We start from the raw sequence: 13,040 nt of genomic DNA, 5'->3' as shown, positions 1-13,040 counted from the left end.
TCAGGGGGCGAGCCAGGCGGCGGTGTACGCGTCGATCTCGGCCTTGATACGGGCCTTTCCCGGCTCGTCGAGGAAGGACGCGTCGACCGCGCTGTGCGCGAGCGCCGCGAGGCCCCGCTCGTCCAGCTCCAGCAGCCGGGCGGCGACCGCGTACTCGTTGTTGAGGTCGGTGCCGAACATCGGCGGGTCGTCGGAGTTGACGGTGACCAGGACGCCGGCCCGGACGAACTCCCTTATGGGGTGCTCGTCGAGGGTGCGCACCGCGCGGGTGGCGATGTTGGAGGTCGGGCACACCTCCAGCGCGATCCGGTTCTCCGCGAGGTGCTCCAGGAGCTTCGGGTCCTGCGCGGAACTGGTGCCGTGGCCGATGCGCTCGGCGCCCAGATGCGTCAGGGCGTCCCAGACCGTCTCCGGGCCGGTCGTCTCGCCCGCGTGCGGCACGGAGCGCAGGCCCGCGGCGATGGCACGGTCGAAGTACGGCTTGAACTGCGGCCGAGGTACGCCGATCTCGGGGCCGCCGAGCCCGAACGACACCAGGCCCTCCGGACGCAGCCGGTCGTCGGTCGCGAGCCGTACGGTCTCCTCGGCGGACTCCAGACCCGCCTCGCCGGGGATGTCGAAGCACCAGCGCAGTACGGTCCCGAACTCGGCCTCGGCGGCCTTGCGGGCGTCCTCGATCGCGTCCATGAAGCCGCGTGCGTCGATGCCGCGGCGGGTGGAGGAGAACGGGGTGATGGTCAGTTCCGCGTACCGCACCTGCTGGCGGGCCAGGTCGCGGGCCACCTCGTACGTCAGCAGGCGGACGTCCTCCGGGGTGCGGATGAGGTCCACGACGGACAGGTACACCTCGATGAAGTGGGCGAAGTCCGTGAAGGTGAAGTAGTCGACCAGGGCCTCGGGGTCGGTGGGCACCCGGGAGTCGGGGTGGCGGGCGGCCAGTTCCGAGACGATGCGGGGGGAGGCGGAGCCGACGTGATGGACGTGCAGTTCGGCCTTGGGCAGTCCGGCGATGAAGGGGTGCAGGTCGTGCGGGTCCTGCGGGTCCTTCGGGGTGCCCGCGCTGCCGGCTGCGGCGATGTGGTCGGTCAAGGTTCCTCCCCGGGAACGGCGTCCTCGGCCGGGGTGCGGCGGGACGCGGGTGATCGGCTGATCGGTGACTCCGGGATCATCGTAGGCCGGGGGCGCGGGGTGGGGTGCGGCGCCGTAGCATGACGGGACGTAGATGGAGGGGGATCCGCGCTATGTCCGACGACGCGTCGACACCGGGTGCGCCGGAGAACCCACCGGATCCTTGGGCACCGCCTGCGGAGGGGCCCGGGTACACCGTGCCTTCCGGGTCGGATGTGTGGTCGGCGCCGTCCGTCCACGATCAGCAGACGGTTACGTCCATGCAGGGGCCCGGGGTGCCGGGGGCACAGCCGCAGGCTTGGGCCGCGCCGGTCAATCCGTTCGCGCCGCCCGCGGCTTCCCAGCCGTCGTACGGCGATCCTGTGCCTCCGCCGCCGATTGCCCCGGACGGGCCCGGGCAGGTCCCCTACGGGTACCCCGGCACGTACGGTGCTCCTGGCGGATACGGCTACCCCGGTGGCGGTTACCCCTATGCCGGCATGCAGCCCATGCCCAGCAACGGCATGGGTACGACTGCGCTCGTGCTGGGGATCGTCTCGGCCGGTGTGTTCTGTCTGTGGCCGGTGGCGATTGTGCTTGGTGTGCTTGCGCTGATCTTCGGGCTGATCGGGCGGGGGAAGGCCGGGCGGGGTGAGGCCACCAATGCGGGGCAGGCTCTGGCGGGGACGATCTGTGGTGCCGCGGGCATTGTTCTCGGGTTCGCGATGCTGGCGTTCGTGATCGCGACGCGGTAGGGGCGGCGGGGGCGACTACTTACCCCGCAACCTCTCCCGCGCCTCCATCAGCGCGAACCCCAGCAGGTTCGGCCCCCTCCACCGCCGTGGATCCATCGCCCCGTCGTCGTTGGCCGCCAGGCCGATGCCCCATACGCGGTCCACGGGGCTCGCCTCGACCAGGACGCGGTCGCCGGTGTTGAGCAGGTACGAGCGCAGGGGCTCGGTCGAGGTGAACTTGTGGATGCTGCCCTCTACGACGATGGCGAACCGTTCGCGTGTCCAGGTCTCCTCGTCGAAGCCACGGACCAGGCGGCCCGCGTTCTTCGCCTGGGAGGGGTGCTCCGCCGCCAGGATCCGGCGTTCGGCGTCGGGGTCGGAGAACAGGCGGGCCTTTTCGGCCATCATCCAGTGCTCGGCCGTCGCGTAGGACACCCCGTTCACCGTGAACGGGGACGGCCACCACTGGCTCAGACAGCTCGCGCTGATCCGGCCGTCGGGGCTCGGGCGGTGGCCCCAGAAGTGCAGATACTTGACGCCTGCCCCCTCGTGGACCTTTCTGATCAGGGCTTCCCGAGAGTCGATCTTTCCCATGCACGCGAGTGTGGCACGCACCACTGACACACCGTCCTGGCTTTTTCGTGTTCACTCGACACCTGGTCGACAGATTCCGTCGCGTAACCAAAAGGCAACAACGGAATCACTTGTTGGAGTCCACTCCCTCTGTCAGGATCGGCACTCAAATCGAGCTGGAGCTACGCCACCCGCCCCCGTGGACTGCGGGGCGAAGGCGGAGGAGAGCGACATGCACAACCCGGGCAAGAGCATCCCGGAACGATTCCCCGCGCACGAGCGCTTCGCCGCCGGTGCGCAGTACATCGCGGGCCGATTCACGCAGGGCACCTCGGGCCGCACGTACGCGGTTGTCGACCCGGCCACCGGGGAGGAGGTCCTCAGCTACGAGCTGGCGGGTGTCGCGGATGTGGACGCCGCCGTTGCCGCCGCCCGCGCCGCCTTTCCGGGCTGGGCCGGAGCCACTCCCGGTGAGCGTTCCGACGCGCTGCACAAGCTGGCCGCCGTTCTCGCCGAGCGCGCCGAGGACTTCGCCCGCGCGGAGTCCCTCCAGTGCGGCAAGCCGCTGAAGCTGACCCGCGAGTTCGACGTACCGGGGACCATCGACAACACCGCGTTCTTCGCGGGTGCTGCCCGGCATCTTCAGGGGCAGTCGGCGGGGGAGTACTCCGGGGACCACACGTCGTACGTTCGGCGTGAGCCCATCGGGGTTGTCGGGTCCATCGCGCCTTGGAACTATCCCCTCCAGATGGCCGCCTGGAAGATCCTCCCGGCCATCGCCGCGGGCAACACCATCGTGCTCAAGCCCGCCGAGCTGACCCCGCTCACCTCGCTGCTGTTCGCCGAGGCCTGCACCGAGGCCGGCATCCCCGACGGTGTCGTCAATATCGTCACCGGGACGGGCAAGGAGGCGGGTGAGCATCTCGTCGGCCACCCGGACGTCGCCATGACCTCCTTCACCGGGTCCACCGCGGTCGGCAAGCGGGTCGCCGAGATCGCCACCGCCACCGTCAAGCGGATCCACCTGGAGCTCGGCGGCAAGGCGCCCTTCGTCGTTTTCGACGACGCCGATCTGGAGGCCGCCGCCAACGGCGCGGTCGCGGGCGCCCTCATCAACACGGGCCAGGACTGCACGGCCGCCACGCGCGCGTACGTCCAACGGCCGCTGTACGAGGCGTTCGTGGAGCGGACCGCCGCCCTGATGGAGAGCGTGCGGCTCGGTGATCCGTTCGCCGCCGGGACCGACCTCGGTCCGCTCATCTCCCATGCACAGCGCGATCGGGTCGCCGGGTTCGTCGAGCGGGCGCGTGCCTACGCGCGCGTGGTGACCGGCGGCGAGATCCCCGACGGCAAGGGGGCGTACTACCGGCCCACGCTCATCGCCGACGCCGCCCAGGACAGCGAGATCGTGCAGTCCGAGATCTTCGGGCCCGTTCTTGTGGTTCTGCCCTTCGACTCCGACGACGAAGGGATCGCGCTGGCCAATGACACCCCGTACGGCCTGGCCGCCTCCGCGTGGAGCCGGGACGTGTACCGGGCCAACCGCGCCACCCGCGAGATCAAGGCGGGCTGTGTGTGGGTGAACGACCACATCCCGATCATCAGCGAGATGCCGCACGGCGGCTACAAGGCGTCCGGCTTCGGCAAGGACATGTCTGCCTACTCCTTCGAGGAGTACACGCAGATCAAGCACGTCATGTTCGACAACACTGCGGTCGCCAGGAAGGACTGGCACCGCACGATCTTCGGGGACCGATAGCCGAACCAGGCCGCCCGACCAGCGGCCGACCAACTCCCGAAAGGGCACCACGCGCATGGAGCAGTTCGAGCCCGACCGCCTGTCCCCGGCCCAAGTGGCCGCCATGCGGCGCAGCCTCCGCAACGGCAGGGCGTCCCTCTCCCGCCGTTCGATGCTGCGCGCCTCCGCCGGCGGCGCGCTCGCGGTCGGCGGTCTGGGCACGCTGAGCGCCTGCGGCATCCCGGCCGCCGGCAAGACCGAGGGCGGAGTGTCCTCGGACGACCGCTCGGCCAAGGAGAAGACCGTCAGCTTCTCCAACTGGACCGAGTACATGGACGTCGACGAGAGCGAGAAGCACCACCCCACGCTCGACGCGTTCACCGAGCGGACCGGCATCAAGGTCAAGTACACCGAGGACATCAACGACAACGTCGAGTTCTTCGGCAAGATCAAGCCGCAGCTCGCGGCCGGCCAGGACACCGGGCGCGACCTCATCTGCGTCACCGACTGGCTCGCCGCCCGGCTGATCCGCCTCGGCTGGGTCCAGAAACTGGACCCGTCCAACCTGCCGAACGCCTACGCCAACCTGTCCAGCCAGTTCCGCTCCCCGGACTGGGACCCGGGCCGCGCGTACTCGTACGTCTGGCAGGGCATTTCGACCGTCATCGCCTACAACAAGAAGGCGCTGGACGGCGTCGAGGTGAAGACGCTCTCGGATCTGCTGGACAATCCCAAGCTCAAGGGCCGGGTCGGCTTCCTGTCCGAGATGCGCGACAGCGTCGGCATGACCCTGCTGGACATGGGCAAGGACCCGGGCGACTTCACGGACGACGACTTCGACGCGGCCATCGCGCGGATGCAGAAGGCCGTGGACAAGGGCCAGATCCGCCGCTTCACCGGCAACGACTACACCGCCGACCTGACCAGCGGTGACTTCGCCGCCTGTATCGCCTGGGCCGGAGACGTCGTCCAGCTCAAGGCGGACAGCCCGGACATCGACTTCCTGATCCCGGACAGCGGATACATGACGTCGACCGACAACCTGCTGGTCCCCAACAAGGCCCGGCACAAGACCAACGCCGAACGGCTCATCGATTACTACTACGAGCCGAAGGCGGCCGCCGAACTCGCCGCGTACATCAACTACGTCTGTCCCGTCGACGGGGTCAAGGACGAGCTGGCGAAGATCGACGAGGACGCGGCGAACAACCCGCTGATCATCCCGGACAAGGCCATGGCCGCGAAGTCCCGCGCCTTCCGCTCGCTGAGCTCGAAGGAAGAGACCGCATTTGAAACGAAGTTCGCGAAGCTGACGGGGGCGTGACCGACGTGACGAACAAGAACGACAACACCGGCGACGTCCGCCTCACGGGCATCAGCAAGACCTACGGCTCCTTCACCGCCGTACACCCGCTGGACCTGACCGTCCCCCAGGGCTCCTTCTTCGCCCTGCTCGGCGCCTCCGGCTGCGGCAAGACCACAACCCTGCGCATGATCGCGGGACTTGAGGAGCCGACCTCCGGGACGGTGTTCCTGGGCGACCAGGACGTCACCCGGCTGCCTCCGTACAAGCGGCCCGTGAACACCGTCTTCCAGTCCTACGCCCTCTTCCCGCACCTCGACATCTTCGAGAACGTCGCCTTCGGCCTGCGCCGGCGCGGCATCAAGAGCGTGAAGAAGCAGGTCGAGGAGATGCTGGAGCTGGTCCAGCTCGGTGAGCAGGCCCGCAAGAAGCCGCACCAGCTCTCCGGTGGCCAGCAGCAGCGCGTCGCCGTCGCCCGCGCGCTGATCAACCACCCCAAGGTGCTCCTCCTCGACGAGCCCCTCGGCGCCCTCGACCTCAAGCTGCGCCGCCAGATGCAGCTGGAGCTCAAGCGGATCCAGACCGAGGTCGGCATCACCTTCGTGCATGTCACGCACGACCAGGAGGAGGCCATGACCATGGCCGACACGGTCGCCGTGATGAACGCGGGCCGCGTCGAGCAGCTCGGCGCCCCCGCCGACCTCTACGAGAACCCGAGGACGACCTTCGTCGCCAACTTCCTCGGCACCTCCAACCTCATCGAGGCCGAGGTCGACACCAAGAGCGGCGACGAGATCGTCGTCAAGGCCGGTGGCGGCAAGCTCTCGCTGCCTTCGGAGCGCTGTTCGGCGGCGACCACGACCGGCGGCAAGGTGCTGGTCGGGGTGCGGCCGGAGAAGATCTCCCTCGCGCACGCGGACGACGCCGGCGAGATCCCGGAGGGCCGCAACCGCGTCACCGGCAAGATCGCCGACGCCTCCTTCATCGGTGTCTCCACCCAGTACATCATCGACAGCCCCGTCTGCCCCGAGCTTGCGGTCTACGTCCAGAACGTCGACCGCGACGCCCGGCTGGTGCCCGGCGCCGACGTCGTCCTGCACTGGAACCCGGCGCACACCTTCGGCCTGGACGCCGCCCAGGACATCGACGCGGGCATCCAGGAAGAGGCGGTCTGATGGCGACGGTCACCGAGGCGCCGCCGCTGGCGCCGGCCCCCGAGAAGAAGCCCCCGCGCAAGCGGGGCCGCTGGACGCCGTACCTGCTGCTGCTGCCCGGACTCGCCTGGCTGCTGGTGTTCTTCGCGCTGCCGATGGTCTACCAGGCCTCCACCTCGGTGCAGACCGGGTCGCTGGAGCAGGGCTACGAGGTCACCTGGCACTTCGCGACCTACTGGGACGCGCTGACCGAGTACTACCCGCAGTTCCTGCGGTCGGTGCTGTACGCCGGGTCCGCGACGGTCCTGTGTCTGCTGCTGGGCTATCCCTTGGCGTATCTCATCGCCTTCCGGGCCGGCCGCTGGCGGAACCTGATCATGATCCTGGTGATCGCGCCGTTCTTCACCAGCTTCCTGATCCGGACCCTCGCCTGGAAGACGATCCTCGCGGACGGCGGGCCGGTCGTCGGCGCGCTCAACTCGCTGCACGTCCTGGACGTCACCAGCTGGCTCGGCATGACCGCCGGGGACCGGGTGCTGGCCACGCCGCTCGCGGTCGTCTGCGGTCTGACGTACAACTTCCTGCCGTTCATGATCCTGCCGCTCTACACCTCGCTGGAGCGCATCGACGGCCGGCTGCACGAGGCCGCGAACGATCTGTACGCCAAGCCGAGCACCACCTTCCGGAAGGTCACCTTCCCGCTGTCGATGCCCGGTGTCGTCTCCGGGACGCTGCTCACCTTCATCCCGGCCGCCGGTGACTACGTCAACGCCGATCTGCTCGGCTCCACCGACACCCGCATGATCGGCAATGTCATCCAGTCGCAGTTCCTCAGGATTCTCGACTATCCGACGGCGGCGGCGCTCTCCTTCATCCTGATGTTCGCGATCCTCATCATGGTCACGCTCTACATCCGCAAGTCGGGGACGGAGGAACTGGTTTAAATGGCCTTCGTCAACTGGCTCAAGCGTCATTTCGTCGTCATCGCGGGCCTCATCACGCTCGGATATCTGCTGCTGCCGAACGTCGTCGTGACGGTGTTCTCCTTCAACAACCCGAAGGGGCGCTTCAACTACGAGTGGCAGGAGTTCTCCACCGACGCCTGGACCGACCCCTGCGGGGTCTCGGGCCTGTGCGACTCACTCACCCTCAGCCTCCAGATCGCCTTCTGGGCGACGCTGGGCGCCACCGTCCTCGGCGCGATGATCGCCTTCGCCCTGGTCCGCTACCGGTTCCGGGCGCGCGGCGCGGTGAACTCGCTGATCTTCATGCCGATGGCGATGCCCGAGGTCGTGATGGCCGCCTCGCTGCTCACCCTGTTCCTCAACATGGGCGTCCAGCTGGGCTTCTGGACGATTCTCATCGCCCACATCATGTTCTGCCTCAGCTTCGTCGTGACGGCCGTCAAGGCGCGCGTCATGTCGATGGACCCGAGGCTGGAGCAGGCCGCGCAGGACCTCTACGCCGGCCCCTTCCAGACCTTCGTCAGGGTCACGCTGCCGATCGCGGCACCCGGAATCGCCGCGGGCGCGCTGCTCGCCTTCGCGCTCTCCTTCGACGATTTCATCATCACCAATTTCAACGCGGGCTCGACCGTCACCTTCCCCATGTTCGTCTGGGGCTCGGCACAGCGCGGCACGCCCGTTCAGATCAATGTCATCGGTACGGCCATGTTCCTGATCGCCGTACTGCTGGTCCTGACCTCTATGGTCATCAGCAACCGCCGTAACAAGCAAAAGGCATAGCCCTTTTCGACAACCCTTCGTAGGGAGTTGAAATCATGGCCCCAAGCGCCATGAGCCGTTGGACAAAGGCACTTTCTGAAGCGCAGCCGGTTCCGTACTGGCTGGACGACCCCGGCAGGCCCCACCCCGAGCCCGCGCTCACCGGCGCCGAGACCTGCGATCTGCTGGTCGTCGGCGGCGGGTACAGCGGACTGTGGACCGCGCTCCTGGCCAAGGAGCGCGACCCGCAGCGGGATGTCGTCCTGCTGGAGGGCCGCGAGGTGGGCTGGGCCGCCTCGGGCCGCAACGGCGGCTTCTGCGCCGCCTCCCTCACCCACGGGCTGCCCAACGGGCTCGCCCGCTGGCCGGACGAGATCCACAAGCTGGAGGAGCTGGGCGCCCGCAATCTCGACGAGATCGAGGCGGCGGTCGCCCGGCACGGCATCGACTGCGACTTCGAGCGCACCGGCGAGATCGACGTCGCCACCGAGACGTACCAGGCGTGGGAACTGCGCGACTGGTACGAGGACATCGAACGCCGTGGCCTCGCCGAGGGCGTGGAGTTCCTGGACGCCGACGCGGTGCAGGAACAGGTCGCCTCGCCGACCTTCCAGGCCGGTCTGTACGACCGCCGGGGCGTCGCCATGCTCAACCCGGCCAAGCTGGTCTGGGGCCTGAAGGCGGCGTGCGTCCGGCTCGGCGTCCGCGTCTACGAGCACACGCCCGCCCTCACCCTGAAGCCGTACGGCGCCGGAATGGCCGTCCGGACCCCCTACGGGCAGGTCCGCGCCCGCCAGGTCGCCCTCGGCACCAACATCTTCCCGAACCTGGTCAAGCGGGTGCGCGCCTTCACCGTCCCCGTCTACGACTACGCCCTGATGACCGAGCCGCTCACCGACGACCAGCTGAAGGAGATCGGCTGGCAGAACCGGCAGGGCCTCGGCGACAGCGCGAATCAGTTCCACTACTTCCGGCTCTCCGCCGACAACCGGATCCTGTGGGGCGGCTACGACGCGATCTATCCGTACGGCGGCCGGGTGCGCGCCGAGTACGACGACCGACCGGAGACGTACGCCAAGCTCGCCGGGCATTTCTTCACCTGCTTCCCGCAGCTGGAGGGCGTGAACTTCACGCACGCCTGGGGCGGCGCGATCGACACCTGCTCGCGCTTCTCGGCGTTCTTCGGCACCGCCCACCAGGGCAAGGTGGCCTACGCGGCGGGCTTCACCGGCCTCGGCGTCGGCGCCACCCGCTTCGGTGCGGACGTGATGCTGGACCTGCTGGCCGGTGAGCCCACCGAGCGCACCGAACTGGAGATGGTCCGCAAGAAGCCGCTGCCCTTCCCGCCCGAGCCGTTCGCCTGGACCGGGATCGCGCTGACCAAGTGGTCGCTGGCCCGCGCGGACGCGCACGGCGGGCGGCGCAACCTGTGGCTGAAGGCGATGGACCGGCTGGGGCTCGGCTTCGACAGCTGACACAACTTCAAAAAGTTGCCGGAACCCGCGTAATGCCTGGCAGGGACCTCCCTCTCCCTCGTGGACGCAACACAGCGTCCAGGACGGAAAAGGGAGGTCCCCGTCATGACAGGGGCGAAGACGGCGGTCGAGTGGCTCGCGTCCGTGGCACCGGATCCCGAGGCCTGCCGCTGGGAGTGGGAGCGCAACTCGTTGGGGGTCGCGCTGCTGCCCGCCGGGAAGGCCTGGGACGTACTCATCCTGCCGGGTGAGCTGGGCTACCCGACGCTCGATGTACTGACCCGCATCCTCGACCGGCCCGGCCCGGTACTCGTCGACTTCGGCGACTCACGGATGGGTTTCTTCGTGCCGCCGGGTACCGCGGCCCGGTGGCTCGGCACGGGCATTCGTACCGCTGGAGCCGGTACCTGGATCGTGGTGCCGTACCCCGGGCGGTCGACCGGAGCCGTGCGCTGGCTGGTCACACCGGACGGGTCCGGCACCCTCACCGACCCGGCTCTGCTCGAACTGGCCATGCACGAGGCGGCGGCGGGTCTGGCCACCGAGGAGGACGACAGGTCTTGACAAGCTGATTGGTCTGGACCAAGTTGAGCGCGATCCTGCCCTCCAAATCCCCCATGCCCGGAGGCACTTGTGGACCGCTCCAGACCTTTCGTCGCCGTGCTCACGGCCACTTTGCTGGCCGGAACCGGCATCACCGTGCTCTCGTCGGCCGCCCGTGCGGCCGACGCGGACCTGGCCAGGAACGGAGGCTTCGAGTCCGGACTCGACGGCTGGACCTGCACCGCGGGCACCACCGTCACCTCACCCGTGCGCAGCGGCAGTTCGGCGCTCCAGGCGACCCCGGCCGGCAGCGACAACGCCCGGTGCGCGCAGACCGTGACCGTGAAACCGGACTCCCAGTACACCCTCTCCGGATACGTCCGGGGCTCCTACGTCTACCTCGGCGCCAGTGGCACAGGCACCACCGACGTCTCGGCATGGACCCAGTCCGCCCCGAACTGGCAGCAGCTCAGCACCACTTTCCGCACCGGCCCGTCCACCACCAAGGTCACGATCTACACCCACGGCTGGTACGGCACCGGCGCCTACCACGCCGACGACGTCTCCCTCGTCGGCCCGTCCGTCGACCCCGGCCAGCCGCCGGCCCCGCCCACGGGCCTGCGCACCGGCACGGTCACCTCCTCCAGCGTCGCCCTGTCCTGGACCGCGGTGAGCGGTGCCACGAGCTACGCCGTCTACCGCGACGGGGTCAAGGTCCAGACGGTGAGCGGCACTTCGGCGACGGTGACCGGACTGTCCCCGCAGACGGCGTACGCCTTCCAGGTCGCCGCCGTGAACGACGCCGGTGAGTCCGCGAAGTCGGCCACCGTCACCGCGACCACCACGGCGGGTGGAGGCGGCGACTCCGACCTCCCGCCGCACGCCCTCGTCGGCTACCTCCACGCGAGCTTCGCCAACGGCTCCGGCTACACCCGGCTCGCCGACGTCCCCGACAGCTGGGACGTCATCGACCTGGCCTTCGGCGAGCCGACCTCGGTCACCTCGGGCGACATCCGCTTCGACCGCTGCCCGGCCGCCGAGTGCCCGAACGTGGAGAGCGACGCCGACTTCAAGGCCGCGATCCGCGCCAAGCAGGCGGCGGGCAAGAAGGTGCTGATCTCCATCGGCGGCCAGAACGGCCAGGTCCAGCTGACGACGACAGCGGCCCGCGACACCTTCGTGTCCTCCGTCTCGAAGATCATCGACGAGTACGGCCTCGACGGCCTGGACATCGACTTCGAGGGCCACTCGCTCTCCCTGAACGCCGACGACACGGACTTCAAGAACCCCAAGACCCCGGTGATCGTCAACCTGATCTCGGCCGTGAAGACCCTCAAGGCCCGATACGGCGACGACTTCGTGCTGACGATGGCCCCGGAGACCTTCTTCGTCCAGCTCGGCTATCAGTACTACGGCACCGGCAAGTGGGGCGGCCAGGACCCGCGGGCGGGCGCCTACCTCCCGGTCATCCACGCCCTGCGCGACGACCTGACGCTGCTGCACGTCCAGGACTACAACTCGGGCCCGATCATGGGCCTGGACAACCAGTACCACTCCATGGGCGGCGCCGACTTCCACATCGCCATGACCGACATGCTGCTCACCGGCTTCCCGGTCGCGGGCGACGCGATCAACGTCTTCCCGCCACTGCGCCCGGACCAGGTGGCGATCGGCATGCCGGCGTCCACCAACGCGGGCAACGGCCATGTGGCCCCCGCCGAGGTGGTGAAGACCCTCGACTGCCTGACGAAGAAGGCGAACTGCGGCTCGTACGCCACCCATGGCACCTGGCCCGCCCTGCGCGGCCTGATGACCTGGTCGATCAACTGGGACCGCTACTCGAACTGGGAGTTCCAGCGGACCTTCGACGGCTACTTCGGCTGACGACCTCGTCCGGCGACGAGGACGAAGCACGTCAGCAGGACCGCGCCGAGGCACCAACTGGCCACGACGTCCAGTGGCCAGTGGTAGCCGCGCCGGACCAGACCGTAGGAGACGCCGAGCACCAGCGCGGCGCACACCGCCCCGCACACGCGACGGGCGAGCGTGGACCGGAGCCAGGGGAGGAGGAGCCGGGCCGCGGCGCCGTAGGCGATGACGGCGGTCGCGGTGTGGCCGGAGGGGAAGTAGCCGGTGGCCGGCGGGACGACCGGGGTGCCGGGGCGGTCGGTGAGCACCTTGACGGGGACGACCAGCGCCGGGACCAGGGCCATGAGCAGCGCCGCGGCCGTCGGCGGCCACCACCAGCGGTCTGTACCTGCGCGCCGGGACCGCCAGGCGGCGTAGGCGAGGCCGGCCAGCATGACGGGCAGGGCGACCTGGACGTTGCCCAGGTCGGAGAGGAGTTCGGAGACGCGATCGGGGTGGACGAGGGCTCTGCTGAGCCGCTCGTCCACCCTCACCAGCGGGCCGTCGGCCACGACCTGCCAGGTGATGAGCGCGAAGAGCAGGGCGGGAAGCCCCAGGAGTCCGAGAAGCCCCAGGAGGGAGGTCGGCCGTCCCGGAACAGGGGGGGTAGTTCCGAGACGGCCGTCCGGACCGGATCGTCGCGCGCCCCGGGGGGTTTGGGGCGGGCGACTGTCCGATCGGTGAGGAGATCCGGAGCCAGAGGCCCCGGTTGTGTGCGCGAGGGCACGACCAGGTCGAAGCTGGGGAGGCCCCGGCCTGATGTCGCCCACAGTCCCCTGTG

The 13,040-nt window shown here is 69.1% G+C and carries 12 protein-coding genes; 9 read left to right on the top strand and 3 right to left on the bottom strand.

Annotated elements, in window-relative coordinates; genetic code table 11:
- On the bottom strand, positions 1-1,224 hold the full coding sequence (locus BN159_RS13465) for an adenosine deaminase (protein ID WP_078598797.1): 1,224 nt from the start codon (positions 1,222-1,224) through the stop codon (positions 1-3).
- Between the two features lie 392 nt (positions 1,225-1,616).
- Here BN159_RS13465 and BN159_RS13460 point away from each other — a divergent pair, with 392 nt between their 5' ends.
- Positions 1,617-1,862 (top strand): DUF4190 domain-containing protein, encoded by a 246-nt coding sequence (locus tag BN159_RS13460; RefSeq protein WP_231905789.1) that lies wholly within the window; start codon positions 1,617-1,619, stop codon positions 1,860-1,862.
- Between the two features lie 15 nt (positions 1,863-1,877).
- Here the strand turns inward: BN159_RS13460 and BN159_RS13455 are convergent, their stop codons facing one another.
- The gene (locus tag BN159_RS13455; RefSeq protein ID WP_041819220.1) at positions 1,878-2,435 is read right to left on the bottom strand and encodes an NADAR family protein; all 558 of its coding nucleotides are present in this window, start codon (positions 2,433-2,435) and stop codon (positions 1,878-1,880) included.
- Between the two features lie 211 nt (positions 2,436-2,646).
- Between BN159_RS13455 and BN159_RS13450 the strand changes: the two genes are divergently transcribed.
- From BN159_RS13450 to BN159_RS13415, 8 genes are all read left to right on the top strand, one after another.
- Entirely contained in the window at positions 2,647-4,173 is a 1,527-nt protein-coding gene (locus tag BN159_RS13450) for a gamma-aminobutyraldehyde dehydrogenase (protein ID WP_015657531.1), read from the top strand.
- A 55-nt stretch (positions 4,174-4,228) separates the two neighbouring features.
- On the top strand, positions 4,229-5,476 hold the full coding sequence (locus BN159_RS13445; RefSeq protein WP_015657530.1) for a polyamine ABC transporter substrate-binding protein: 1,248 nt from the start codon (positions 4,229-4,231) through the stop codon (positions 5,474-5,476).
- On the top strand, positions 5,473-6,630 hold the full coding sequence (locus BN159_RS13440) for an ABC transporter ATP-binding protein (RefSeq protein WP_015657529.1): 1,158 nt from the start codon (positions 5,473-5,475) through the stop codon (positions 6,628-6,630). The genes BN159_RS13445 and BN159_RS13440 overlap by 4 nt, the downstream gene beginning before the upstream one ends.
- Positions 6,630-7,553 (top strand): ABC transporter permease, encoded by a 924-nt coding sequence (locus BN159_RS13435; RefSeq protein WP_015657528.1) that lies wholly within the window; start codon positions 6,630-6,632, stop codon positions 7,551-7,553. Before BN159_RS13440 ends, BN159_RS13435 begins: the two co-directional genes overlap by 1 nt.
- Positions 7,554-8,354, top strand: a complete 801-nt coding sequence (locus BN159_RS13430; protein ID WP_015657527.1) for an ABC transporter permease — start codon at positions 7,554-7,556, stop codon at positions 8,352-8,354.
- A gap of 35 nt (positions 8,355-8,389) precedes the next feature.
- Positions 8,390-9,808, top strand: a complete 1,419-nt coding sequence (locus BN159_RS13425; RefSeq protein WP_015657526.1) for an NAD(P)/FAD-dependent oxidoreductase — start codon at positions 8,390-8,392, stop codon at positions 9,806-9,808.
- A 105-nt stretch (positions 9,809-9,913) separates the two neighbouring features.
- The gene (locus BN159_RS13420; protein ID WP_015657525.1) at positions 9,914-10,372 is read left to right on the top strand and encodes a bifunctional DNA primase/polymerase; all 459 of its coding nucleotides are present in this window, start codon (positions 9,914-9,916) and stop codon (positions 10,370-10,372) included.
- A gap of 69 nt (positions 10,373-10,441) precedes the next feature.
- The gene (locus BN159_RS13415) at positions 10,442-12,235 is read left to right on the top strand and encodes a chitinase (RefSeq protein WP_015657524.1); all 1,794 of its coding nucleotides are present in this window, start codon (positions 10,442-10,444) and stop codon (positions 12,233-12,235) included.
- Here the strand turns inward: BN159_RS13415 and BN159_RS13410 are convergent.
- Positions 12,223-13,029 (bottom strand): phosphatase PAP2 family protein, encoded by an 807-nt coding sequence (locus tag BN159_RS13410; RefSeq protein WP_231905614.1) that lies wholly within the window; start codon positions 13,027-13,029, stop codon positions 12,223-12,225. The two genes, BN159_RS13415 and BN159_RS13410, sit on opposite strands and share 13 nt — an antisense overlap.
- Between the last annotated feature and the right edge of the window lie 11 nt (positions 13,030-13,040).

The organism is Streptomyces davaonensis JCM 4913 (genome assembly GCF_000349325.1).
GTDB classification, from domain to species: domain Bacteria; phylum Actinomycetota; class Actinomycetes; order Streptomycetales; family Streptomycetaceae; genus Streptomyces; species Streptomyces davaonensis.
Note: the sequence above shows the minus strand (reverse complement) of the source record. Positions and strands in the feature narration are given on the sequence as shown.